Source organism: Actinokineospora terrae (genome assembly GCF_900111175.1).
Taxonomy (GTDB): domain Bacteria; phylum Actinomycetota; class Actinomycetes; order Mycobacteriales; family Pseudonocardiaceae; genus Actinokineospora; species Actinokineospora terrae.
Map to the genome: position 1 here is coordinate 169,048 of NZ_FOGI01000015.1, position 24,530 is coordinate 193,577.

22 protein-coding genes and 2 pseudogenes are annotated in these 24,530 nt (G+C 71.1%); 11 read left to right on the forward strand and 13 right to left on the reverse strand.

Annotated features, from left to right (window positions below; genetic code table 11):
* Positions 1-13: 13 nt before the first annotated feature.
* Positions 14-808: an SCO1664 family protein gene (locus BMY07_RS29575; protein WP_092785861.1), complete on the reverse strand. Its 795-nt coding sequence runs from the start codon at positions 806-808 to the stop codon at positions 14-16.
* Positions 809-815: 7 nt separating this feature from the next.
* Positions 816-1,382, reverse strand: a complete 567-nt coding sequence (locus tag BMY07_RS29580; RefSeq protein ID WP_092785863.1) for a DUF3090 domain-containing protein — start codon at positions 1,380-1,382, stop codon at positions 816-818.
* A gap of 112 nt (positions 1,383-1,494) precedes the next feature.
* On the opposite strand from BMY07_RS29580, the gene BMY07_RS29585 reads away from it, so the two are divergent.
* A complete protein-coding gene (locus BMY07_RS29585; RefSeq protein WP_092785865.1) occupies positions 1,495-3,405 on the forward strand; it encodes a S9 family peptidase in 1,911 nt (636 codons plus the stop codon).
* Positions 3,402-4,319 (forward strand): S66 peptidase family protein, encoded by a 918-nt coding sequence (locus tag BMY07_RS29590; RefSeq protein WP_092785867.1) that lies wholly within the window; start codon positions 3,402-3,404, stop codon positions 4,317-4,319. Before BMY07_RS29585 ends, BMY07_RS29590 begins: the two co-directional genes overlap by 4 nt.
* 42 nt (positions 4,320-4,361) lie before the next feature.
* Here the strand turns inward: BMY07_RS29590 and BMY07_RS35700 are convergent.
* Positions 4,362-5,486, reverse strand: a pseudogene (locus tag BMY07_RS35700) (sugar efflux transporter); the annotation flags it as partial.
* Positions 5,487-5,550: 64 nt separating this feature from the next.
* On the reverse strand, positions 5,551-6,237 hold the full coding sequence (locus BMY07_RS29600; RefSeq protein WP_218150831.1) for an MBL fold metallo-hydrolase: 687 nt from the start codon (positions 6,235-6,237) through the stop codon (positions 5,551-5,553).
* A gap of 191 nt (positions 6,238-6,428) precedes the next feature.
* On the opposite strand from BMY07_RS29600, the gene BMY07_RS36105 reads away from it, so the two are divergent.
* A complete protein-coding gene (locus BMY07_RS36105; RefSeq protein WP_092785870.1) occupies positions 6,429-7,376 on the forward strand; it encodes a cold-shock protein in 948 nt (315 codons plus the stop codon).
* Here BMY07_RS36105 and BMY07_RS29610 read toward each other — a convergent pair.
* From BMY07_RS29610 to mptB, 3 genes and pseudogenes are all read right to left on the reverse strand, one after another.
* Positions 7,377-8,079 (reverse strand): annotated as a pseudogene (locus tag BMY07_RS29610) (IS5 family transposase); the annotation flags it as partial.
* Complete coding sequence (locus tag BMY07_RS29615) at positions 8,076-9,185, reverse strand: glycosyltransferase family 9 protein (protein ID WP_245782732.1); 1,110 nt, start codon at positions 9,183-9,185, stop codon at positions 8,076-8,078. The gene BMY07_RS29615 and the pseudogene BMY07_RS29610, both read right to left, overlap by 4 nt.
* A 7-nt stretch (positions 9,186-9,192) precedes the next feature.
* Positions 9,193-10,752 (reverse strand): polyprenol phosphomannose-dependent alpha 1,6 mannosyltransferase MptB, encoded by a 1,560-nt coding sequence (gene mptB, locus BMY07_RS29620; protein WP_245782733.1) that lies wholly within the window; start codon positions 10,750-10,752, stop codon positions 9,193-9,195.
* A gap of 245 nt (positions 10,753-10,997) precedes the next feature.
* Between mptB and BMY07_RS29625 the strand changes: the two genes are divergently transcribed.
* Positions 10,998-12,299, forward strand: a complete 1,302-nt coding sequence (locus tag BMY07_RS29625; protein ID WP_092785873.1) for a M20/M25/M40 family metallo-hydrolase — start codon at positions 10,998-11,000, stop codon at positions 12,297-12,299.
* 46 nt (positions 12,300-12,345) lie between these two features.
* Here BMY07_RS29625 and BMY07_RS29630 read toward each other — a convergent pair whose 3' ends face one another.
* Both BMY07_RS29630 and BMY07_RS29635 read right to left on the reverse strand, forming a co-directional pair.
* Positions 12,346-13,035, reverse strand: a complete 690-nt coding sequence (locus BMY07_RS29630) for a S8/S53 family peptidase (RefSeq protein ID WP_143073710.1) — start codon at positions 13,033-13,035, stop codon at positions 12,346-12,348.
* Between the two features lie 216 nt (positions 13,036-13,251).
* Positions 13,252-13,764: a hypothetical protein gene (locus BMY07_RS29635; RefSeq protein ID WP_092785875.1), complete on the reverse strand. Its 513-nt coding sequence runs from the start codon at positions 13,762-13,764 to the stop codon at positions 13,252-13,254.
* 137 nt (positions 13,765-13,901) lie between these two features.
* Between BMY07_RS29635 and BMY07_RS29640 the strand changes: the two genes are divergently transcribed.
* The 4 genes from BMY07_RS29640 to BMY07_RS29655 all read left to right on the forward strand — a co-directional run bounded on the left by BMY07_RS29640 (position 13,902) and on the right by BMY07_RS29655 (position 19,335).
* Positions 13,902-17,006 (forward strand): GH92 family glycosyl hydrolase, encoded by a 3,105-nt coding sequence (locus BMY07_RS29640; protein ID WP_092785876.1) that lies wholly within the window; start codon positions 13,902-13,904, stop codon positions 17,004-17,006.
* A gap of 9 nt (positions 17,007-17,015) precedes the next feature.
* A complete protein-coding gene (locus tag BMY07_RS29645) occupies positions 17,016-17,846 on the forward strand; it encodes an ATP-binding cassette domain-containing protein (RefSeq protein ID WP_177215876.1) in 831 nt (276 codons plus the stop codon).
* Complete coding sequence (locus BMY07_RS29650; protein WP_092785877.1) at positions 17,843-18,496, forward strand: hypothetical protein; 654 nt, start codon at positions 17,843-17,845, stop codon at positions 18,494-18,496. The genes BMY07_RS29645 and BMY07_RS29650 overlap by 4 nt, the downstream gene beginning before the upstream one ends.
* Positions 18,497-18,915: 419 nt before the next feature.
* Positions 18,916-19,335: an SSI family serine proteinase inhibitor gene (locus BMY07_RS29655; protein ID WP_177215877.1), complete on the forward strand. Its 420-nt coding sequence runs from the start codon at positions 18,916-18,918 to the stop codon at positions 19,333-19,335.
* On the opposite strand, the gene BMY07_RS29660 is transcribed toward BMY07_RS29655, so the two are convergent.
* From BMY07_RS29660 to BMY07_RS29670, 3 genes are read right to left on the reverse strand one after another with little or no spacing between them, the layout of a single operon-like run.
* Positions 19,332-20,027, reverse strand: a complete 696-nt coding sequence (locus BMY07_RS29660) for a histidine phosphatase family protein (RefSeq protein WP_092785879.1) — start codon at positions 20,025-20,027, stop codon at positions 19,332-19,334. The genes BMY07_RS29655 and BMY07_RS29660 overlap by 4 nt on opposite strands.
* A gap of 26 nt (positions 20,028-20,053) precedes the next feature.
* Complete coding sequence (locus BMY07_RS29665; protein WP_092785881.1) at positions 20,054-20,881, reverse strand: undecaprenyl-diphosphate phosphatase; 828 nt, start codon at positions 20,879-20,881, stop codon at positions 20,054-20,056.
* Positions 20,878-21,927: an LLM class F420-dependent oxidoreductase gene (locus tag BMY07_RS29670; protein ID WP_092785949.1), complete on the reverse strand. Its 1,050-nt coding sequence runs from the start codon at positions 21,925-21,927 to the stop codon at positions 20,878-20,880. Before BMY07_RS29670 ends, BMY07_RS29665 begins: the two co-directional genes overlap by 4 nt.
* Before the next feature lie 85 nt (positions 21,928-22,012).
* On the opposite strand from BMY07_RS29670, the gene BMY07_RS29675 reads away from it, so the two are divergent.
* The gene (locus BMY07_RS29675; protein ID WP_092785951.1) at positions 22,013-22,984 is read left to right on the forward strand and encodes an aldo/keto reductase; all 972 of its coding nucleotides are present in this window, start codon (positions 22,013-22,015) and stop codon (positions 22,982-22,984) included.
* Here the strand turns inward: BMY07_RS29675 and BMY07_RS29680 are convergent.
* A complete protein-coding gene (locus tag BMY07_RS29680; protein WP_092785883.1) occupies positions 22,941-23,426 on the reverse strand; it encodes a hypothetical protein in 486 nt (161 codons plus the stop codon). The two genes, BMY07_RS29675 and BMY07_RS29680, sit on opposite strands and share 44 nt — an antisense overlap.
* Before the next feature lie 177 nt (positions 23,427-23,603).
* Between BMY07_RS29680 and BMY07_RS29685 the strand changes: the two genes are divergently transcribed.
* Together BMY07_RS29685 and BMY07_RS29690 are read left to right on the forward strand one after the other, a co-directional pair.
* Positions 23,604-24,050, forward strand: coding sequence for a MarR family winged helix-turn-helix transcriptional regulator (locus tag BMY07_RS29685; protein ID WP_092785885.1), 447 nt, complete (start codon positions 23,604-23,606; stop codon positions 24,048-24,050).
* Positions 24,047-24,451: a hypothetical protein gene (locus tag BMY07_RS29690; RefSeq protein WP_092785887.1), complete on the forward strand. Its 405-nt coding sequence runs from the start codon at positions 24,047-24,049 to the stop codon at positions 24,449-24,451. The genes BMY07_RS29685 and BMY07_RS29690 overlap by 4 nt, the downstream gene beginning before the upstream one ends.
* Positions 24,452-24,530: the final 79 nt, after the last annotated feature.

The window sequence follows — 24,530 nt, forward strand, 5'->3', positions numbered from 1 at the left end:
TAGGCCGAGTGGGCTAGAAGGCGGGCCACGGGATCGGGCGGCCGTCCTCGTCCGGGACCGGGTACACCGGGGCGGCCAGCAGGGCCTTCACCCGGGTCGTCAACGCCGCGATCTCGGCGCGGGTGATGTGTGCGGACAGCTCCCCCGGCAGCGGTCCGCACAGGGCGGCGTTGAGCGTGTGCAGCGCCTCGACGGCCTCGTCCGGCAGGGCCTCCCCCGCCCAGCCCCACAGGACGGTCCGGAGCTTGTTCTCCTGGTGCAGGCAGATGCCGTGGTCGACGCCGTAGACGCCGCCGTCGGTGCCGTGCAGGACGTGGCCGCCCTTGCGGTCGGCGTTGTTGAGCACGATGTCCAGCGCGGACATCAGCGCGACCGGCGCGGCGTCGGAGTGGGCCAGCACCGCGGGGTCGCCGAAGCGGTCGTGGGCGTGCAGGATCGGCCGCCAGCCCTGCGGGACCTCGTCCGGCGGCAGGACGTCGACCAGGTCGTCGCCCTCCTTGGTGTCGATCCACAGCTGCGCCATCCCCGGACCGAACGGCCCCTCGCGCAGCACCGTGGGCGGGATGAGCGGCAGGCCCGCCGCGGCGGCGACCAGGTACGCGGCGACCTCGCGACCCGCCAGGGTGCCGTCGGGGAAGTCCCACAGCGGGCGTTCACCGCGCACCGGCTTGTAGACGCACTGCGCCGCGACCCCGTCGGCCTCGATGGCGCAGAACAGGGTGGCGTTGGAGGCGTCGACCAGCCTGCCCTCGATCTCCAGGGAGCCGCGCAGCAGGAACTCGCCGACGCCGGGGTCGGTGGGCAGCACGGGCGCCTCAGTCCTCGTCGCTGCGGCGGTACCCGTTCTGCCGCGGGCACACGTGGTTACCGGCGTCGAGCGGCTCGGCGCACAGCGGGCACGGCTTGCGCCCGGCGTTGACCACCCGGTCGGCGCGCTCGGCGAAGGCCCTGGCCTCGATCGGGCTGAGGAACACCCGGACCGCGTCCGGGCCCTCCTCGGTGTCGTCGAGCACGACCGACTCGTCGACCTCGCCCTCGGTGGCGGCGAGCAGCTCGATGACGACGGCGCGGGTCTCGGCGTCCCAGCCCAGGCCCATGGTGCCGACGCGGAACTCCTCCTCGACCGGGACGACCAGCGGCTCGGCGTCGACGTCGGTGTCGGGCACCCCGTCGGGGACCTCGGCGCCGAAGCGGCGGTGGACCTCCTCGAGCAGCGAGCCGATGCGCTCGGCGAGCACGGCGACCTGCTGCTTCTCGATGGTCACGCTGACGGTGCGGGCGCTCTCGACGGCCTGCAGGTAGAACGTGCGGTCACCGGGTTGCCCGACGGTCCCGGCGACGAACCGGTCGGGTTGGCGGAAGACGTGGATGACACGGGCCATGGCACCTCCGACTTTATGGGACATCCCGGCGGCGAGCAGGCCGTACCCACCGCAGTCCCCGCACCGGTCCACCGTATCGGGCCACTACAGCGGGGTCTGTAGGGTCCTGCCTGTGGTGAAGATCGCTCCATACGGTACGTGGGTGTCCCCGCTCGGCGCGGCCGACGTGGCCAGGGCGGGCACGGCCCCGTCGTGGGTGCGCCGGTTCGGCGACGAGGTGTTCTGGACCGAGGGCCAGCCCCTGGAGGGCGGCCGGTCGGCGCTGTTCCGGCACGACGGCACGGGGGTGCGGCGCGTGCTGGCGGCGCCGTGGAACGTGCGCAGCCGGGTCCACGAGTACGGCGGGCTGCCGTACCTCGTGCTGGGCGAGCGGGTGGTGTTCACGAACTGGGACGACCAGCGCGTCTACCTGACCGACCGGGACGGCACCGACCCCGCGCCGATCTCCGCCGAGCCGTCGACGCCGCAGGGCTGGCGGTACGTGGACCTCGTCGCCGGGCCTGGCGACGCCGAGGTGTGGTGTGTGCGTGAGGACAGCTCGGACTACCGGGAGCTGGTCGCGCTGCCTCTCGACGGTGGCCCTGCCCGGGTGTTGGGCCGTACGCATCACTTCATGACGTCTCCGCAACCGAGCCCTGACGGGCGCCACGCTGCGTGGATCGGGTGGGAGCACCCGAACATGCCGTGGGACAGCAGCGAGCTGTGCGTCGCGGCGATCACCGAGGACGGGACGCTGGGTCCGCACCGGGTCGTCGCGGGTGGTCCGCGCGAGTCGGTGTGCCAGGTGCAGTGGGAGGCAGCGGACTCGTTGCTGGTGATGACCGACCCCGATGGCTGGTGGAACCTGCACCGGATCGGGTTGGACGGTTCCGCGGTCAACCTGGCGCCGGGCGAGTACGAGCTGGGCGGCGCGCTGTGGCAGCCGGGCCACCAGTGGTTCGCCCAGCTGGGGCGCGGGCGGTTCGGGGTGCTGCGGACCAACCGGTTGACGGTGCTCGACGAGCGCTCCGGCACGGTGACGGAGGTCGAGACCGACCTGCCGGTGTGGTCGAACCTGGACGCGGACACCGATGGCGTCGTGGTGGCCACGGCGGCGGGTCCCCGGTCGGACTGGACGGCGGTGCGGTTGGACCTGTCGACCGGTGAGCTGGAGGTGCTCGGGGCGCCCGGGGAGCTGCCGTCGGTGGAGTACCTGCCGGAGCCGCGGTCGGGGATGTTCGACGCGCCGGAGGGGCACCGGATCCCGGCGCACTTCTACCCGCCGACGAACCCGGACTTCGAGGGGCCTGCCGGGGAGCTGCCGCCGTTGCTGGTGTGCGCGCACGGTGGGCCTACCTCGCACTACGTGCCCGCGTTGGACGTGGACATCGCTTACTTCACCAGTCGCGGGTTCGCGGTCGTCACGGTCGACTACGCGGGCTCTACCGGTCACGGTCGGGCCTTCCGGGAGCTGCTCAAGGAGCAGTGGGGGGTGGCGGACGTGCGTGACTGCGCGACGGTCGCCACCGCGCTGGTCAAGGAAGGTTTGGTCGACCAGGGTCGGATCGCGATCCGCGGTGGCAGCGCCGGGGGGTGGACCGCCGCGGCGGCGATCACGAGCGTCGACACGTTCCGGTGCGCGACGCTGCGGTACCCGATCCTGGACCTGACGCCGTGGGCGGACGGGGGCGTGGAGAGCCACGACTTCGAGTCCCGGTACGTGGAGGGCCTGGTCGGGTCGCTGCCCGAGCACCGTGACCGCTACCTGGAGCGCTCCCCCATCTCGCACGTCGACCACCTGGCCGGACCGGTGCTGTTGCTGCAAGGGCTGGAGGACAGGGTGTGCCCGCCCGCGCAGGCCGACCGGTTCGTGGCCGCGCTCGATAGCACCGGTGTCCCCCACGCCTACCTGACCTTCCCCGGTGAACAGCACGGGTTCCGGGCCGCGGCGACGATCGCGGCGGCGGCCGAGGCCGAGCTGTCGTTCTACGGGCAGGTCTTCGGGATCGAGACCGACGCGCCAGCGGTGGAGCTGCACCGATGAGACGCGTCCACCCGCCGCGGCTGCGCCGTGGTTCCACCGTCGCCGTCGTGGCCCCGGCCGGGCCGGTCGACCCGCGGTTGCTGGCCGAGGGCATCGCGGTGCTGGAGTCCTGGGACCTGACCGTCCAGGTCGGCGACCACGTGCTGGGCCGCCACCCGAAGCTGCCGTACCTGGCGGGCAGCGACACCGACCGGGCCAGGGACTTCCAGCGCGCCTGGTGCGACCCGGCGGTGGAGGCGGTCATCTGCGCGCGCGGCGGCTACGGCGGGCAGCGCGTGTTGGACCTGGTGGACTGGTCGGAGTTGGCGGCGGCGGGCCCGAAGGTGTTCGTGGGGTCGAGCGACGCGACCTGCCTGCACGACGCCATCGGTGCCCGGCTGGACCTGGTGACGTTGTTCGGGCCGATGATCGCGGGCGCGTTGTTCGACGCCGACGCGCAGCGGCACCTGCAGGACACCCTGTTCTACCCGGAGAGCGCGCGGCGGCTGATCGGTCCGACCACGGCGACCGCGGGTCACGGGGTGGCGCGCGGGATCACCGTGGGCGGGAACCTGTCGCTGATCACCGCCGGGTTGGGTGCCGCGGACTACTTCCCGCCGCCGGACGGGGCGATCCTGCTGCTGGAGGACGTCAACGAGGCGCCGTACCGGATCGACCGGATGCTCACGCAGCTGCTGCGGGCCGGGTGGTTCACCGGGGTGTCGGGGATCGCGTTGGGCTCGTGGGCCGGGTGCGGGCAGCTGGAGGAGGTCTACACGGTCACCGAGGACCTACTCGGCGGTCTTGGGCTGCCGATGGTGTGGGAGCTGGGGTTCGGGCACTGCCCCGGCCAGCTCACCGTCCCGCTCGGCGTCGAGGCGGTCCTCGACGCCGACGACGGCACCCTGACCGTGGACGAGGCCGCGCTGGCGTGACGGTCGGGCCAGGGCGAGCAGCACGGCGCCGAGAGCGGCCATGGTCATGCACATGAGGTAGGCGTGCCGGTAGCCGATCTGCTGGGCCAGGCCCAGCAGCGGTCCGGCGACCATGGTCCCGGCGACGGTGGTGTTGCCGAACAGGGCGGTGACCGCGCCGGGCCTGCCGGGGTCGAGGGACTGGAAGTAGGAGATCCCGACGCCCATCACCGCGGCGATCACCACGGCGTTGAGCAGCTGCGCGACCGCGACCTGCCAGATGGTGCCGGTCGCGGCCATCACCGCGTGGTAGGCGACGGCGACGACCATGCCGACCAGGACGAGCCGGTGCTGGCTGGTGCGGACCGCGAGCGCGCCGAACCCGATCATCAGCGGGATCTCCAGCGCCGCGCACAGGCCCATCACCAGGCCCGCGTCGGCCGCGGTGCCGCCCAGTTCGGCGGCGACGAACAGCGGGAGCGCCATGATGCCGAGCGCGCCCGCGGCCTGGATGAGGGCGAAGGCGGGGACGGCGAGGAACAGCTTGCGCCGGGGGGTGGGGGCGGGGCGGTCGGTGCCGTGCTCGCGGTGGTCGGCGGCGGGTTCGGGCAGGAACCAGGTGACGACGGCGACGAGGGCGTAGCAGGCGGCCACGGCGGCGAACAGGCCGGTGAACCCGGAGACCGAGACCAGCAGCGCGGCCAGCGGTGGGCCCGCGACCCAGGATACCGAGACCAGCATGCGCAGGGTGCTGATGACCAGCGGGGCCCTGGTGGAGCCGGAGCGTTCCAGGACCAGGCCCGCGTAGGCGAAGACCTGGGAGATCAGCGAGGTGCTGGCGGCGACGAGGGTGATGGAGACGGCCAGCAGCAGCCAGTAGTCGCGGGTGACGGTGTAGAGGCCGTAGCCCGCGGCGCCGGCGAGGCCCGCGCCGATCATCAGCAGGCGGCGGATGGCCCGGCTGTCGGACAGCCGCCCGAGCAGGCTGCTGGTCAGGACGCTGGCGATGGGGCCCGCGAGGAGGAACCCGCCGAGGGCGACCGGGTCGGCGGTGACCTCCTCGGTGAGGAACAGCGGCAGGAACGGGACACCGAGGGCGCCCGCGACCCCCACGGCTGCGGCGGTGGTGGCCAGCGGGGCTAGGGACGGTGTGCGGACAGGGGCGGAGGGAGAGGCCACACCAGTCACGCGATCATCCTCACCGCCGGGTGGGGGTCAGCGCGAGCCGTTTTGGGAGCGTTCTCCGCCACACTCACTCCAAACGGGACACCGCCGCCCGCAGAGCGGACGCCCCGCCGGTCACCAGGGGTTCCCCGTGTCCGAAACACACCGTCCCGGCGCCGAGGTCGGCCTGCACCCGCAGGGACGCGACAGCGCGCTCGGGATCGGTGTTGAACACGCCGAGGATCGTCTGCCCCTCGTGGGAGGCGATGGTGTCCCCGGTGAACAGGACGCCGTGCGCGGGCAGGAACACCGCGACACTCCCATCGGTGTGCCCCGGCACCGGCACGACGTGCGCGCCACCCCCGAAGTCGAGCACCTCCCCACCCACCAGCTCCACATCAACCGGACACGGCGGCGCGGGCGGCACATTCGGCAAGGTCGCGGCGAAGATCTCCACCTCCCAGTCCGCCATGACAGGAATCCCCGGCGGCGCGATCCCCCGCACAACGTCGGCCTCGGCTCGGTGGGCGAGCACCGGGGCACCGTGCCATCCCCGGACCTCAGCGGCACTGCCCATGTGGTCGTTGTGCGCGTGGGTGACGATGACCCGCTCGATGTCAGCAGGATCCAGTCCAAGCTCCGCGACGGCCTGGGCGATCTGCTTCCCGGAGCCCGCGATCCCGGTATCGATGAGGGTCAGTGATGAGCCATCCCGCCACAGGTAGCCCTGTCCAATGGGGAAGGTCAGCATGGTCAGGCGCTCAGAGATCCGCATACCGCCGACGCTAGGGCTGCCTGGGGGTGGTTGGGTGCTGTGTTCGCTCTGAGCAGGTCCGCTTAGAGCTGGTCTCAACTCGGGGTGTCGCTAGGTGAACCAACGGCCCGCCTGTGGGCCCGGCCCGACTGACCGGAAGTCCATCAGAGAGACTGGGGGCCAGTGCCCGCCCTCTCGACCTGGAGCCGTTGATGCCGCAAGGGACCGTCCGTTGGTTCGACGCCGAACGGGGCTTCGGCTTCCTCGCGCCCGAGGACGGCTCGGCGGACGTGTTCGTGCACGCCTCCGAGATCGTCGAGGACGGCGGCGCGAAAGTGCTCCGCGAGGGTCAGGCCGTCGCGTTCGAGGTCGGCGAGAACGACCGCGGGCCCCAGGCACTGCGCGTTCGCGTCACCGCCGACGCGGCCACCGGCAGCGCCGTGGGCCTGCTCGGCACCATCAACTGGTACGAGCCGGGCAAGGGGTACGGCTTCGCGTCGCCGGACGGCGGCGGCGCCGACGTCTTCGTGCACAGCTCCGCCATCGTGACCGGCGGCGTGGTCACCGAGGGGCAGCGGGTGGCCTTCCTGATCGTCGAAGGCGAGCGCGGCCCGCAGGCCGGGCACGTGATCCCGCTGGGAGCAGGGGCAGGCTCACCCGCCGCGGCCGGTATCGCGGACGGTGCCGACGGCACGGTGGCCTGGTACGACGAGGACAAGGGCTTCGGCTTCATCAACCCCGACTCCGGCGCCGGGGACGTCTTCGTTCACGCCCGGAACCTGGCCGAGGGGCTGACGTGGCTCGCGGAGGGCGACCGCGTCGCCTACGAGGTGGTCAGTGGAGACAAGGGCCCGCAGGCCCGCGACGTGCACCTGGTCCAGGCCGCCGAGCCCCAGACGGCGCCGCAGCGGCCGGCACCTGCCGCGGCCGCAGGGCCTGCCACGCGGGACGTACCCGCACGAGGCGGCGAGGGCGTCGTCGCACGCTACGACGGCGACCGCGGCTTCGGCTTCATCACTCCGGACGCAGGCGGCGACGATCTCTTCGCCCACGTGTCCGTGATCATGGGATCGGAGCCGCTGCAGAAGGGCGACCGAGTCCGGTACGCGGTCCGCCAGAGCGACCGGGGCCCGCAGGCCGACCGCGTCGAACGCCTCTGAAAGCGCCAGCGTGGTGCGTTCGGTCCGGTCGTAGCGCGGCCCGAGGCGTTTGAACCGCGGCAGCCAGGAGATGGTGCGTTCGACGCCCCAGCGGACCCGGCCGAGGCGGGACTTGCCCTCAATCCTGCGCCGGGCGATACGGACCTTGATACCGCGGCGAGTCAGGCAGCGGCGGTAGTTGTAGCCCTTGTCGGCATGCAGCTTGTCCGGTCGGCATCGTGGCCGGCCCGCCCGGCCGTGGTGGCCGCGCACGGTCGGGTTCGTGGCTGGCAGCGGTTCGAACAGCATGCTGTCGTGGGTGTTTGCCGTCGACAACACGCTGTGCAGCGGTAGCCCGTTCGCGTCGCACAGAACGTGGTACTTGGAGCCGGCTTTACCCCGGTCAGTGGGGCTGCGGCCGGTCAGCTCGCCCCCTCTTCGACCGCACCGACACCACGTCGATGCAGCCTCCGGTCCAGTCGAGCTCGTCGATGCTGCACCAGCTCGTCGAGCACGAGCTGGTGCAGCCGGTCCCACACGCCGGCGTCCTGCCACTCACGTAACCGCCGCCACGTGGTGTGCCCGGAACCGCATCCGAGCTGCTCGGGTAGGTCTCGCCAGCGGCCGCCGGTGTCCAGCACGAACAAGATCCCCCCAGCGCGGCACGGTCATCGATCCGGGGCCGCCCACCCGGACCGCGCGGCGCTGGTCGGGACGGGATCAGGGGAGCACATGCGCGTCATCTATCGACCACCGCACGCCCCCCACTATGGACATCCGACTGACGTGATCGACAAGAGCGTCCCGGTAGGGCCACCGCCTCTCGATGAGCTTCGCGGCGCCATCAACGATCTCCGGCAAGTCCCCGGTGACGCGTTCGTAGGACATGCTGGGCGAGCGCGGGCCGTCATCGTCGACTGGGTCGGGGTCGGGACCCATCGTCGTGTAGCAGGGGAACCGGGTGATGTCGGGCAGCACCGAGTAGAACGGGACGCCGGTGAAGTAGTACTCCGGCCACCTGTTGCCCGCGATTGTCAGCCACGGCGTACCCACGGCCAAGGCGGCCATCCCGAACCCGCTGTGCGGGGAGACGAGCACGTCGCAGGCGGCCACGGTCGCCAACTGCTCGACGAGCGGGGCGTCGACGACCGAGCGCGAACGGGGCATCGCGGCTCTGATCGCGGCGAGTTCGGCGGCGGTGTAGGTGGTCGCGGTGCGACCGTCCGCAGCTAGCTTGCCGACCAGCACGAACTCTGCGTCGGGGAACCGTCCGGTCAGAGCCGCGATGATCAATTCCCACGAGCGGACCGATGGGTAGAGAGATCGGTCAGCGCTACCGCCTGGCAGCAGCGCGACACGCGGGTGGCCGGCACGCGGGATCGGGGTGACGGCGAGTCGTAGGTGCTGGGCGGCCGCGTAGGCGGGGCCGTTGTGGCCCGCGATGCCGAACTCGCCGGTGAAGTGGGCTTTGGCGGCGTCGTAGTAAGCGCCCAGGCCGGGGAAGATCGCACGCTGGTCCGGGAGAAAGCCGCGGACGTCGTTGACGTAGTGGTCGAAGTCGCGCGGTAGGCCGGACAAGTCGAAGGTGGCGTCGCCGTCAAACACGTCTACCGGGACCGGGTAGACCTCTTCGACGAACGGGCACAAGGACGCGAGTTCGACCGGTGTGGCGGCGTTGAGCGCTACCGAGATGCGCGCGTCGGGGTTGGCCACGTGGTAGCCGTGGGCGTAGTGCAGCGCCTCGATGGCGTGGCCCAGAGGGTGGCAGTAGACGAAGTTGACCAGTAGCCGCACCGTGGTCACCCTGGCCGGGTGGAACGGCCAGGGCAACCGGGTTTCAGACCTTCGCGGGGGTGTCCACCGTGATGAGTTCGTCGTGGTTGGTGAACAGGTGCAGGGGGTCGTTGCGGACCAGGGAGACGCCGGACAGGATTGAGACGGCGACGGCGCAGAGGATGAAGGGCCAGTTGTAGAGCAGGTCCTCGCCCGCGGGTGAGTACGTGAGGACCAGGAACACCGCGGCGCCGACCAGGATGGCGAGTTGCTTGCGCTGCCAGGGCAGGGCGGCGGCGATGACGAAGCCCCAGGTCAGGTACCACGGCAGGGTCGCGGGCGAGAGCACGGCGACGGCGAAGAGCACGTACGACATGCGGCGGACCGCGTCGGCGCCCCCGTTGCGCGAGAGCCACCACTGGCGGATCGCGATGGCGAAGAACAGCAGGCCGCCGATGACCCGGGTCGTGTTGACGAACCAGCTCTTGTTCGCGTCGAAGAAGATGTCGACGATCGAGTGCGCGACCTCTCCGACCGCGGTTGGGATCGACAGCCAGTTGACGATCATCGTGGGGGCCTGCAGCGCGTTGAACCAGCCGAGGTTGACCCCGGCGATCAGCGTGACCGCGGTGAACACCACGGCGGTGGTGGCGACGGCGGCGGCCACGGCGCGGGTGAAGTTCTTCCAGAACGTCGACTTCAGGTGCCCGGCCCACACCCACACCAGGAACGGCAGCGCGAGCGCGGCGGTGGCCTTCACGGCGGCGCCGAGGGTGACCAGGGCGATGCCGAGCACGTGCTTGCGGTCGAGCACGCACAGCGTGCCCGCGGCGAGGAAACCGACCATCAGCAGGTCGTTGTGCGGGCCGCCGACCAGGTGCACGACGGTCATCGGGCCCGCGACGGCCAGCCACAGGGTGGTCGGCAGGTGGCCGCCGAGGTGGCGGACCAGGCCGGGCAGCGACCACAGCAGCATCGCCAGGCCACCGAGCAGGACCAGGCGCATCAGGATGACGCCGAGGATCATGTTGGTGCCGGTGACCCAGGCGACGCCCTTGGCCAGCAGGATGAACATGGGGCCGTACGGGGCCGGGGTGGTCTGCCAGAACGGGTGGACGTTCTGCACGACTTCCTGCAGGCCGAGCACGATGGGGCCGACCGCGTACGGGTCCTGGCCGTAGAGCGGCAGGGCTCCCTGCGCGATATAGGAGAAGACGTCGCGGGTGAAGATCGGCGGCGCCAGCAGCAACGGGGCGATCCAGCAGGCGGCGCCGACGAGCACCGGTCGCGATCCGACCCGCCCGGCCAGCACGTGCCTACCGAGGCGCACCCACGCCCACACCACCAGCGCGAACCCGATGTAGAGGGTCGCGGTGGCCAGCATCTTGCCGTGGCCGTAGCGGATCCAGGACAGGGGACCGTGCCCGAGCACGGGGTCGCTGATGAGGACCCCGGCCGCGCCGAACGCGCTGAGCAGGATCATCAGGCTGCCCGCGGTGCCGAGTGCGATCGTGCGCACTGGCAGCGGGTTCGGCCGCCGGTCGACCTGGTCGTCGCGACCGTCGGAGACGGTCTCGGACTGGTCGGACCGGGTGTTCGCGGTGCTCGCGTCGTCAGCGCCCAAGGGGTGATCCACGTGTGGGGACGGTTCTGTGCTGGTGGCCATCGGGAGATGAGATTACACAGGCGCGCGCGGCCGCATCCGCGCGATGGTCGTTGACGGTCGCACCAGTCGCGTGCGGATGGTCACACCTGGTTGCCGCCGATCGGCGCACCGGCTGCGCTGTTCGCGTTGCGCGCCCCCGTCGACTGTGACCAGGGTGGAGCCGAACGGCCCTGGCGCACCCGACCCCGAGGAGGCCCCGCCCCATGACCGAGCCGGTCGAGGACCTGTGCGCGCGGTTGATCCGCTTCGACACCACCAACCGCGGCCACGGGCAGGGGCGCGGTGAGCGTGACCTGGCGGAACTGGTCGCGGACCTGCTGACGGACGCGGGTCAGAAACCGGTGCTGCTCGAGCGCGCGGCGCGGCGGTCGAACGTGGTGGCGCGGGTGGCCGGGTCGCGGCCGGACCTGCCCGCGCTGCTGGTGCAGATGCACCTCGACGTGGTGCCCGCCGATCCCGCCGAGTGGTCGGTCGACCCGTTCGCGGGTGAGATACGCGACGGTTTCGTCTGGGGTCGGGGCGCGGTGGACATGAAGGACATGTGCGCGTCGGTGCTGACGGTGCTCGGTAGGTGGTCGGAGGAGGGGCGGGTCCCTCAGCGCGACATCGTTCTGGCGTTCGTGGCCGACGAGGAGGACACCAGCGACTATGGCGCTCACTGGCTGGTCAAGGATCACCCGGAGCTGTTCGAGGGTTGCGTTGTCGGCATCGGCGAGTCCGGCGGGTACACGGTGCCGGTGCGCCGTGCGGACGGGGAGCTCGTACGGCTCTACCCGGTGGGGACGGCCGAGCGCGGCACCGCCCACCTGCTGCTGACGGCAACCGGTAGATCGGGGCACGGCTCTAGGCGCAACGACGACAACGCGGTCGTGAAGCTCGTGGACTCGCTGCACCGGCTGGCGGCCCACCAGTGGCCGGTCGTGCTGACTCCCGCTGTGCGCGCGTTCATCGAGCAGACCGCGGCCGCTTTGGACGTTCCGGTTGATTGGGACGATGTGGACGGCACGATCAACCGCTTCGGCCCGGCGGTGAAGCTGGTCGAGAACACCGTGCGCAACAGCACGCGGCCGACCGTGTTGTCGGCGGGCTACAAGGTGAACGTGGTGCCGGGGGTGGCGCAGGCCCAGGTGGACACCCGGGTGCTGCCGGGCACCGAGGAGTGGATGCTGTCGGACATCGACAACCTGCTCGGTCCGGGCGTGCGGCGGGAGTTCATCGCCAACCAGCCGCCGGTGCAGTCGCGGGTGGACTCGCCGTGGTTCGACACGCTGGCGGCGGCGATCCACTCGCAGGACCCGGACGGCGTGGTCGTGCCGTACTGCATGGGCGGCGGCACCGACGCGAAGGCGTTCAGCAAGTTGGGTATCGAGTGCCTCGGGTTCGCACCGTTGCTGCTGCCGGAGGGGTTCGACTACCGGGCGATGGCGCACGGAGTGGACGAGCGGGTGCCGGTGGCCGGGCTGCGGTTCGGCGTGGAGGTCCTGGACCAACTGCTGTCCGGGTGACCTTGCATCCGGTGCGCGCGGCCGGAGTGAGGCGCCAGGTGCGCGCTCAAGTGGCGTAGTGCGCGAGTTGCTCGTGGGCGCGTTCGGCGTCGAGTAGCGGCGGGCCGCTCGGGCGGTGGCTGGTGCCGATAAGAAGCGCTGAGCGGACCTGCGGTGCGGTCGCGGTGGGGAACATCGACCAGAGCAACGCGGCAGTGGCGGCGACGACGGCCGCGGCGACGCCGTTGCCCGTAGTAGGCCCTTGCGGTCCTGGCACCTCTTCGCCTGGCGCGAAGAGTCCGCGCGCGTCCGGCTCCGGGTCCACGAACCAACTGGGGCGACCGGACGAGGTGCAGGACAGGACGGGGATGGTCCAGGGGTGGTCCGCGACGGCGGTATCCCCGGCGGTGACCACGAGGATGTCACGGGTGGCGGTGTCGTCGAGTGCCGCGCGCAACGGGTGCTCGTCACCCTCGCCGACGGCCAGGCTCACCAACGCGACCCTGGCCGTCACGGCCCGCAACACCCCGGCTAACTCCTCCGGCGGCCGTGCCTGCCCCACCGCCCGCGTCACGACCGGCGACATCGGGTTGATCGCCAGCCCGCCCTCGCCCCCCACCCCGCTGAGGAACGGCGTGTCCGCCTCCGTGGCGATCACCTCGACCGGCTCGGCCCCTCGCCCCCACCGCACGACCCGGTTCAACCGCACCAGGTCCAACAACGGCGATCGAACCCGCCCACCCACCTCAGAGATCACGGCCGAACCACCCTCGCCAGTGCACGATCGAGTGACACCCGAGTGCCGACTGTATCCCGCCCGTGCAGATTCACGTGCACGCCAACCGAGTGACGGTCACATCTACGCTACGTGATCACCACCGGGGTTGGATTCCCACCACGAGTGACCCTCGATCGGCGCACAGATCACCGGAAGCGACGGGTGTCCGAGCACCCGGCCAGGGCAACCGAGCCGTCAGTCGGTGATGCGGATCGAGTCGTGGGAGTAGGCGCGGAGGGCCGCGATGATGTCGTCGCGGTCGCGGGTGAACAGGCGGGTGTCGAGGGGGAGCCCGGGGCCGGAGGCGACAGGCCAGGCGTCGCGGCGGTGGAGGCCGGTCACGCCCGGGGTGGTGGGGGTGACGCTGGGGCGGACGCGGAAGCGCAGCGTGGGGCCGTCGACGACGACTGCGCGCAGGGTGTCCCAGGGCAGCAGAGCGGGGCCCTGGGCGGTCGGCAGCGTCACCCCGGCCAAGTCGATCATCAGCGGGCTGGAGCGCCGTTTGCGGCGGGCCACGTACCCGCCCACCTTCGCCGCGACCACCGCCAGGCCCGCGAGCGCGACTGGAAGCCCGAACCAGCCCACGAACAGCAGCGCCAGGCCGGTCACGGTGACGACAGCGCCACCGATCACCCACGGCACCAGCGGGCGGCGCCAGGCGTCGTGGTCGACCTCCGCGATGAACAGCTCCCCGACTCCCGGTGGCACCGGCCCCTCCTCCTCGCCCTGACCGGGCACCCTACTGGCGCGGCAGTCGGCGGATCGGGGGAAATGACCACCGTCACGATCGGCCATCCGGGCAGAAGATCACTTGCGGGCGGGCGCCCGGGCGTAGCGTGAGCCGCATGCACGGGTTCCGCACCTGCTTCGAGGCGGCCGACCCGGTTCCGACCTGGACCGACACCCCGGAACTCGGTGCCCGCTCCCCCGGCGTCGCCCTGCGCACGCACCTCGGTCCCGGCCCCCGCACGGCGCCCGCGGCCAAGGCGGGTGTGGGGTTCACCGGCCTGCGCGCGCTGCGGTACGAGGGCGAGGCGGCCGAGCCGGGTGCGGCGGTGAACCGGCTGTTCTGGTCCGACCAGCAGGTGCTCGGCGGCGATGTCCTGTCCTACGTCGTGTTCCCCGAGTTCGACGACCGCTACCTGGGCACGCACGTCGCCCTGGACCTCGCGTTCACCGACGGCACGCGGCTCTCCGACCTCGGCGTGGTCGACCAGCTCGGGTACGCGGTGACCGCCCGCGCGCAGGGCGAGTCGAAAGCGCTGTTCCCCAGCCAGTGGAACCGCCGCGCGGTGCGGCTCGACCTGGCCGTGGGCAAGACGATCGCGCGCGTGCTGCTCGCCGTCGACATCCCGCTCGCCCCGGCGTCGTTCGCGGGGTGGATCGACGATCTCGCCATCGGCCCGGCGCCTGCGCCGCCCGCGAGCGCGGTCGAGCGGATCGTCACGACCAGGGGCACGCACTCCAGCGGCGCGTTCTCGCGCGGCAACACCATCCCGGCGACCGCGGTGCCGCACGGGTTCAACTTCTGGATCCCGGTCACCAACGCGGCGGTCACGAACTGGTCCTACGAGTACCACCGGGGCAACACCGACGCGAACCGGCCCGCGTTGCAGGCGATCGGCCTGAGCCACATGCCCAGCCCGTGGATGGGCGACCGGCACACGTTCCATTTCATGCCTACGACAGGGACGCAGGTCGGCAGGCAGGCGCGCGCGCTCACGTTCGACCACGCCAACGAGCACGCCCACCCTTATCACTACCTCGTCGAGTTCGATAACGGCGTGCGGGCCGAGGTGACGCCAGCGGATCACGCTGCCGTGCTCCGGTTCACCTATCCCCCAGGCCCGGCGCATCTGGTGCTGGACAACGTCGGCTTAGGCGGCAAGGTTAGCGTCGACGGGGACACGATCACCGGGTACACCGACGTCCGCAGTGGACTGTCCGTGGGCGCGGGTCGGATGTATATCCACGCGAAGGTGGACGTACCGATCACGCGCGCGGATCACCGGTGGCGTGGTCTTACCCGCGGCTGCACGATGCTCGTGCGGTTCCCCGAGGGCACGCGGCAGGTGACGCTCCGGGTCGCGACCTCGTTGATCAGCCCCGAGCAGGCGGCCCGCAACCTCGACGAGCGCGACTTCGACGCCGTCCGGGACGACGCGAAGGCCCAGTGGGCGGCGATCACCGACCGCGTCGAGGTCGAGGGCGCCACCGAGGACCAACTCACCTCGCTCTACTCGTGCCTGTACCGGCTGTTCCTCTACCCGAACTCCGGCTTCGAGATCACCGAGGCCGGTCCGCGCTATGCGAGCCCGGTAAGCCCACCTGCGGTCAAGGACGGGCAGATCTACGTCAACAACGGGTTCTGGGACACCTACCGCACCTGTTGGCCCGCCTACGCGCTGCTCGACCCCGCCCGCTGCGGTGAGCTCATCGACGGTTTCGTGCAGCAGTACCGCGACGGCGGCTGGGTGTCGCGTTGGTCCTCCCCCGGTTACGCGAACCTCATGACCGGCACGAGTTCCGATGTCGCGTTCGCTGACGCCCACGGCAAGGGAGTGCCCGGCTTCGACGTGCGGGACGCCTACGACGCGGCGCTGCGCAACGCGACGGTGGTGCCGCCGGACGAGAGTGTCGGCCGCAAGGGGCTCGATCGGTCGATCTTCCTCCATTACACGCCGATGACGGTCAACGAGGGCATGTCGTGGGTGCTGGAAGGTTGTGTCAACGACGCCGGTATCGCCACCATGGCGGCCGCGCTCGGCGACGCTGACAACCACGCCTACTTCCTCGACCGCGCCCGTCACTACGTCCACCACTTCGACCCCGCCGTCGGGTTCTTCCAGGGCAGGGACAAGACATGGCGGTGGTCCCCTCAGCAGTTCGACCCGCGGGTGTGGGGTTACGACTACACCGAGACCAACGCGTGGACCGCCGCGTTCGGCGTGCCTCACGATCCGCTGGGTCTTGCCGCGCTCCACGGTGGCCCCGCTGCCTTGGCCGACAAGCTCGACGAGTACTTCGCGACCCCGGAGACCGCCGCGTACCCCGGCTCCTACGGGCGTGCGATCCACGAGATGATCGAGGCGCGGGACGTCCGGCTGGGGCAGTACGGGCACAGCAACCAGCCCGCGCACCACATCGCCTACCTCTACACGCAGCTAGGCAGGCCCTGGCGCACCCAGGAGATCGTGCGGGACGTGCTCGCGCGGCTCTACCAGGGCAGCGAGATCGGGCAGGGCTACTGCGGCGATGAGGACAACGGCGAGATGTCGGCCTGGTACCTCTTCAGCGCGCTGGGCCTCTATCCCCTGCGTGTCGGATCGCCCGTGTACGCCATCGGCTCTCCCCTGTTCCCCCGTGCCGTAGTGCACCTCGACGGCGGGGACCTGGAGATCGTCGCCCACGGCAACAGCCACGACAACGTCTACGTCCAGAAGCTCCTGGTCAACGGCGAGCCCCACGAACACGCGTGGATCGACCACGACGTCATCGCGGCGGGCGCGCGGCTGGAGTTCACGATGGGGCCGACGCCGTCGCTGTGGGGTGCCGACCGGTTGCCGGAGCCGTTGGGGACGGGCCTGCCGCTGCGGGACCTCACCGCGAGCCTGCCGGGCGAGCTGTTCGACGACACCGCCCGCACCGAGACCACCGTGGACGGTCCGGTGACCGTGGACGTCGCGGGTCGGGTCGTGCTCTACACGCTGACCTCGGCGTCGACCGGTCCCGATCCGACCGGCTGGATCCTGCTGGGGTCCTCGGACGGGCGTGAGTGGCGTGAGCTGGACCGGCGGGCGGACCAGGTCTTCCGGTGGCGGCGGCAGACTCGCCCGTTCCAGGTAACAACACCCGAACACCACCGGCATTACCGTCTCGTGTTCGACGGTCCTACCCGGCTCGCCCAGGTCCAACTGCTGGCCGACCACGAGGACCCCGGCACGAGCTGAGGTGGCCTCATGCTGAGCGTGGAGGCAGTGAGTAAGCGCTACGGCGGCGGCAACTGGGTGCTGCGCGAGGTAGACCTGACTGTCGAGCCTGGCGCGGTCGTCGCGGTCGTGGGCGGCAACGGATCGGGGAAGTCGACGCTACTGCGGTTGATGGTCGGGGTGTCCCGGCCCACGGCCGGCGCGATCAACGGGCGCCCGGACGTCGTCGGGTACGTCCCCGAGCGGTTCCCGCCCAACGAACGCCTCTCCGCGGTCGCCTACCTGGGCCACCTCGGGCGCATCCGCGGCATGACCACGATCGAGGCCGCGGACCGGGCCGAGGAGCTGCTGGAACGGCTCGACCTGCAAGGCGGGTTCGACGCCCAGGTGCGGACGCTGTCGAAGGGCAACGCGCAGAAGGTCGCGCTGGCGCAGGCGCTGCTGGTGCCGCCCGGGTTGCTGGTGCTCGACGAGCCGTGGTCCGGGCTGGACTCCGACGCGCACGGGGTGCTGGCCACGATCATCGCGGAGGTGGCGGCCGCGGGTGGCGCGGTCGTGTTCACCGATCACCGCGAGTCCGTGACCAGGGCGAACGCCACTCGGATCCACCGCATCCACGACGGCAGGATCGCCGAGGCCACCCCGCCGGGGCGCGCCGTGGTCGAGGTCGCGCTGACCCGGTCCGCCGAGGACACCGAGGACCCCGGCTGGGACGAGGTGGACGGGGTCCTCACCGCCGTCACCCACCAGGGTCAGCTGTTCGTGCGCGTCGACCGCGACCACTCCGACGCCCTGCTCACCATCGCGTTGCGCCACGGCTGGTCGGTCGACAGCGTGACCCCGGAGAAGGCGGCCCCATGATCGCGCTCGTCCGCTACACGCTGGCCACGACCATCCACGGTCAGCGCTACCTGGCGCCGGTCCTGCTGTTCTTCGCCGGTGTCGGTATCTCCGCCGGCAGCGACTCAGGACCACTGCCCGGCGTTTACGCACTCAACGCGGGCATCCTCCTGGTCTGCGTGACCTGGGTGACGATGGCCGTCATCAGCGTGGAGGACCCGACTCACCGCGCTATCACCGTCGTAGCCGCCCGCGGCCCGGTCAAGGTGTTGGCGGCCGCGATCGTGGTCAGCGCGTTGCTCGCGGTAGGACTGACCATCATCGGTCTCGGCCTGCCCCTGGCCATGCACCCGCGCCCGGTGACGGCAGCCGACCTCCCAGCCGGGGCGTTGGCGCACCTGCTGTGCGCGGCGTTCGGGCTCGCGTTCGGCCTGGTGTGCTCGCGCCTGGTGATCCGCCGCCAGGGCTACGCCCTCCTGGCCGCCCTGTTCCTGGTGACCGCCGCGCTGCTGACCACGGGCTCACCGCCCAACACCCTCTTCAAGCGCATGGCCAACACCAGCAACGCCGCCGACATCCTCCCCACGGCCGCCGCGCTGCTCCCGCTCGGCCTGGCAGTCCTGGCCCTCGCCGCCGCCCTCACCCACATCGTCTCGGTCCGCAGGGACTGACAGCCCTCCCACGCGACAGAGCCTGCTGCCCCCTGCGCCACAAGCCTTCTACCCCTCAAGCCGTCCTCCGACGCAGCCAGGCCCTCCAAATCCGTAGCCGTTCTTCTCCCCGGCGCACCACCAATGCCCTTGTTCTCCCCAGTGCGACACCAAGCTCCCCAGCGTCCGCCGCTGCTGTTGTCCCGCAGCGCTCCGCTGTCCCCCGAGCCACCCCCTGCCGACCAGCCATTGGTTATCTTGATAGTCAATAGTCGATAATACTTTCGTAGGTCGTGGACCCGGCGGCGGGCAGGTGCCTCGGCCGGGTGGGATATCCGCACGATCGTGTGGTTGGTCGAGTCGGTGCGACCGGCGGCACGACGGGGCGGGTACGCAAGGACGCGGAAGGTGAAGACCGAGACCCCGGGATGTGGTTGTCCATGCGCAGCACCGTGCTCACCAGCGTGCTCTTGGCCGGGATGGTCGTGGGGAGTGCCGCTGCCGCCACCGCGACGACGGCGGTCCGGGACGAGGCGCCGAGGGTGGCGGACGGGCCGGGGGCGTCGTTGGTGTTGACGACGCAGTGGCTCAGCAACGGCAACACGAAGGCCGCGATCCTCAACTGCGACCCCACCGACGGCAGCACCCACGCGGACCCGCAGGCGGCGTGCGACGCGCTCAAGGACGTCAACGCGGACTTCGCGGCGTTGCCCGACACCAACCGCCCCTGCACGTACAACTACGACCCGGTGGTCGTCACGGTCAAGGGCGATTGGTACGGCGAGTACGTCACCTACCGGGAGCAGTTCTCGAACCAGTGCGTCGCCATCGTCAGCAGCAACGACGTGTTCGGGTTCTAGCGCCCGGTAGTGCCACCCACGGTGGCGTCCCCGCTGGGGGCCTCGTCCGGCTTGGGCTCGGGCGGCACCACGCTCGCGAACTCCTTGCCCGCGTCGTTCATGCGCAGGACGAACGGCCGGGTCTCGGTGTAGCGGATGACGCTGACCGATGCCGGGTCCACGACGATGCGCTGGAACGTGTCCAGGTGTTGGCCTAGAGCGTCGGACAGGATCGACTTGATGACGTCGCCGTGGCTACACAGCAGCCAGACAGCGCGCTCACCGTGCTCGGCCGTGATCCGCGCGTCGTGCGCCCTGACGGCGCGGACGGCGCGGGCCTGGACGTCGGCTAGGCCTTCCCCGTCGGGGAACACCGCGGCGGACGGGTGCTGCTGCACGACCTTCCACAGCGGTTCCGCGAGCAGGTCCTTGATGGCCTTGCCGGTCCAGGCCCCGTAGTCGACCTCGGCGAAGGCGTCGTCGACGACGGGGGTGATGCCGCGGGCGGCGGCGAGGGCGTTGACGGTCTGCTCGCAGCGCGGCAGCGGGGACCGGACGATCCCGTGCAGGGTCACCTCGGCGAGCCGGGCGACCAGGTCGGCGGCCTGCCGCTGCCCGGTCGGGTCGAGGGTGACGCCTTCGCTGCGACCCGCGAGCACACCGGAGCCGTTGGCGGTGGAGCGGGCATGGCGGAGGAGGACGAGTGTTGCCATGGGCGATCAGCCTAGGCAGTGGGTGATCACGTCGGTGCGACGACCCCGGTGGCGAGCAGTCCGCACAGGACCGCGCCGAGGGCGATGCGGTACCAGACGAACACCATGAAGTTGTTCTTGGACACGTAGCGCAGCAGCCACGCGACGCAGGCGTAGCCCACGACGAAGGACACCGCGGTGGCCACGACGGTCTGCGGGATGCTGGCCTGCACGCCCGGTCCACTGCGGTCCATCACGTCGGGGATGCTGAAGATGCCCGCGCCGAACACCGCCGGGATGGCCAGCAGGAACGAGTACCGGGTGGCCGCCTCGCGCTTGAGGCCGAGGAACATGCCCGCGGTGAGCGTCCCACCCGAACGCGACACCCCGGGCACCAGCGCCATGGCCTGGGCGAAGCCCATCACGATGCTGTCGCGCATGGTCAGCTGGTCGCGGCGCTGCCTGCCCAGCTCGTCGGCGATGGCCAGGATGACCGCGAACACCATCAGCACGACGGCGGTGATCCACAGGTTGCGCAGGCCGGAGCGGATGAGGTCCTTGAACACCACGCCCAGCAGCGCGATCGGCGCGGACCCGATGATCACGTACCAGGCCAGCTTGTAGTCCGGGTCGCTGCGGGCCGCGGACTTGAACAGGCCAACGAACCACGCGCGCAGCAGCCGCCAGATGTCCTTGGCGAAGTAGATGATCACCGCGGTCTCGGTGCCGAGCTGGATGACCGCGGTGAACGAGGCGCCCGCGTCACCGCCGAACCACAGCTCCGAGACGATCCGGATGTGCGCCGAGGACGAGATCGGCAGGAACTCGGTGAGCCCCTGCACGATGCCCAGGACGATTGCTTGCAACCAGGTCAACTACCGACTCCCGCGAGATCCAGAGCGTCCACGGCCACCCTGAGGGCCGCCTTGCTGCGCTCCAAATCTTGCAGGATGGGGGAAACGGTCAGCGTGGTGACCCCCGACTCGGCGAGCGCCCGCATCTTCTCGGCGATGCGCTCCTTGGGGCCGAGCAGGGAGGTGGAGTCGATGAACCCGAGCGGTACCGCGGCGGCCGCGCCCGCGTAGTCCTTGGCGAGGTAGCGGTCCTGGCACTCGGTGGCCTCGGCTTCGTAGCCCATGCGGCAGGCCAGGTTGTTGTAGAAGTTCTGCTCGCGGCTACCCATGCCGCCGACGTAGAGGGCGGCGTAGGGGCGGGCGGTGTCTGCTGCGACGCGCCAGTCGTCTTCGACCACGAGCGGGGTCGTAGGTACGACGTCGAAGCCTTCCAGGGTCTTACCCGACTTCGCGCGGCCCTTGGCGATGAGCTCTAGAGACTCACGGCCATGCTCTGGGGAGTAGAAGATGGCCAGCCAGCCGTCCGCGATCTCGCCGGTGAGTTCGAGGTTCTTCGGGCCGATGGAGGCCAGGTAGATCGGGATGTGCTCGCGCACCGGGTGGACGGTGAGCTTGAGCGCCTTGCCCGGCCCGTCCGGCAGCGGCTGCACGAAGTGCTTGCCCTGGTAGTCGACGCGTTCGCGGCGCAGCGCCGAGCGCACGATGTCGACGTACTCGCGGGTGCGGGCCAGCGGCTTGTCGAACTTGACCCCGTACCAGCCCTCGGAGACCTGCGGACCGGACACGCCGAGGCCGAGCCGGAACCGGCCGCCGGAGAGGGTGTCGAGGGTGGCGGCGGTCATCGCGGCCATGGTCGGGCGGCGCGCGGGGATCTGCAGGATGGCGCTGCCGACGTCGATGCGCTCGGTCTGCGCGGCCACCCAGGCCAGCACCGACGGCGCGTCGGAGCCGTAGGCCTCGGCGACCCAGGCCACCGAGTAGCCGAGCCGGTCGGCCTCGCGCGCCAACTCCAGGTTCGCGGCGTCGTTGCCGGCACCCCAGTAGCCCATGTTCAGTCCGAGTCGCATGACCGGCAGGTTACTCACCGGTAGCGCCGGTTGGCCAGTGGGCCTCCGGTGGCGGTACCCGGGTGGCGGCCTAGGCTCGGTGATCGTGGAGCAACGACACCTCGGGCGCAGCGGGCTGCGGGTTTCCCGGTTGGGCCTGGGCACGCTGACCTGGGGCGGGGACACCGGCGCCGACGAGGCGGCCGCCCAGTTGGCCGCGTTCACCGAGGCGGGCGGCACCCTGGTCGACACTGCGGACATCTACGCCGACGGGGAGGCGGAGCGGCTGCTGGGCACGCTGCTGGGCGACCTGGTGCCGCGCGAGCGCGTGGTGCTGGCGACCAAGGCGGTGGCGCGCAGGCACGACGGGCCGTTCGGCGGGGGCGCGTCGCGGGGGGCGTTGCTGACGGCGTTGGAGGAGTCGCTGCGGCGGCTGCGGACCGACCACGTCGACCTGTGGCAGTTGCACGCGTGGGACGAGGCGGTGCCGTTGGAGGAGACGCTGGCGGCGGTGGAGGGGGCCGTGCGCGCGGGCAAGGTGCGTTACGCGGGGATCTCGAACTACTCGGGTTGGCAGACCGCGACCGCGGCGGCACATCAGGCGTCGACAGGGCTACCGCTGGTGAGCACTCAGGTGGAGTACTCGCTGCTGGAGCGCGGGGTAGAGCGGGAGGTCATTCCGGCCTCCGTGCACCACGGGCTGGGAGTGCTGCCGTGGGCGCCGTTGGGGCGGGGTGTGTTGACCGGCAAGTACCGCACCAACACGCCCGCGGACTCGCGTGGGGCGTCGCAGGTGTTCGCGCGGTATGTCGAGCGGCACCGCACGGAGCGGGCGGCGCGGATCGTGCAGGCGGTGGCTACCGCCGCTGACGGGCTGGGGACCTCACCGTTGGCGGTAGCGCTGGCGTGGGTTCGGGACCGTCCTGGCGTGGTGGCGCCGGTGGTGGGGGCGCGGGACACGACGCAGTTGAAGGGGTCGCTCGCGGCGGAGGAGTTGACGCTGCCCGCGGCGATCAGGTCTGCGCTCGACGACGTCAGCGCGGTGGAGTTCGGCTACCCCGAGCGGCGTCTGCACTAGGCACTTCCCCAGGCATGTCTTCCGAGTCGAGGTCGCTGTCGGTCTCGTTGTCGGCCACGACGAAGTAGTCGCGCACGTCCGAGCGGTACATCAGGTGCGCCGCGGCGACCACGAGCAGGGTCGAGAGCACCAGGGCGGCGGTCCCGAGCACGCCCTCGGCGATGCCGAGCATCAGCAGCAGCGCCAGCCCGGCGACGAGCAGGGACGCCACCCTGGCCCAGTCCCGGCCGCCGCGCAGGGCCAGCGCGAACCCCATGGCCAGGCAGATCGGCACGACCGAGAGCGAGACGTCGTGGTCGGAGCGGGCGGAGACGACGGCGAGGTGGGCGGCGGTCACGCCGACGTTGAGCAGCAGCAGGACGCTGGCGGCGCGCACCGGGGCGGGCGCGTCGGTGGGCTCGGGATCGCCGAAGATCGGCAGGTGAGCGGGGTCGATCGCCATGGCTACCTCCCTGCGCTGGTGCCTGCAACGTCGGCGTCACCACGGTCGGTGTTACAACTTGGTTTCGACATCACCCTCCCGGCGCAACAGTTTCCCGGATCCGGTGAACCTGATCAGCGTGTTTCGTATTGAAGCGAACACTGTCCATGGCGATAGTGTCCATGTACTATATCTGGTGTGCGTGACGCGGAGACCCCGGTGTCGGGGCTGGTCTGGCGGGTGTCGACCCGGTGGCGGGCGGCGATCGACCGGGCGGTGACCCCGTTCGGGCTGACCCACGCCCAGTACGCGGTCATGGCCCCGCTACTCACCCTGCGTCGTTCCGGCAATCGGCCGAGTCAGCGACGCCTGGCGGACTTCACCGGGTTGGAGCCGTTGTACGTGTCCAAGCTCGTCCGGTCGCTGGAGCAGGCCGGGCTGCTGACCAGGACACCCGACCCCGACGACAGCCGGGCGATGCTGCTCGACCCCACCGACCACGGCCGCGACCGCACCGAGCGGGCCGTCGCCGCGGTCCGCGCACTCCAGCACGACCTGACCGCGCCCCTCGGCGGAGTCGACAGCCCGCGCACGCGGGCGCTCGTCGAGGCGTTGCGCGCCCTGCTCGAGGAGGAGACGACATGAGCCACCCGTTCAACGGACTCGTCATCGGCCAGGCGGGCCGGGCCACCCGCGCCCTGCTCGACCGGCTGCTCGCCGAGGCCGCCACGACCTTCCCCGAGTGGGTCGCGCTGGTGCTGCTGTCCGACGGCGACATCGCCGAGGAGGACCTGGTCGGGCAACTGACCGCGCGCCTCGGTGATGTGGAGGCCGGGCACGCCGTCGCCGCACTCGCCGCGAATGGCCTGACCAGCGCGGGAGTGACCCTCACCGACGCGGGTCGGGCCAGGTTCCAGCGCATCAGCAACGGCGTCGACCGGATCGCGAGGAAGCTGTACGGGGACCTGTCCGCCGAGGACAAGGCGACCGCGGGGCGGGTGCTGGCCGAGGTGACCGCGCGCGCCGAGGCGGAACTGGCGGCCTGAGCAAGCGGCTTCCGGCCTGCGGGATCGTGGGCGGACACACCCCACCGGACGTGGCCCTGGCGTGCTCGGTGCGGGATGC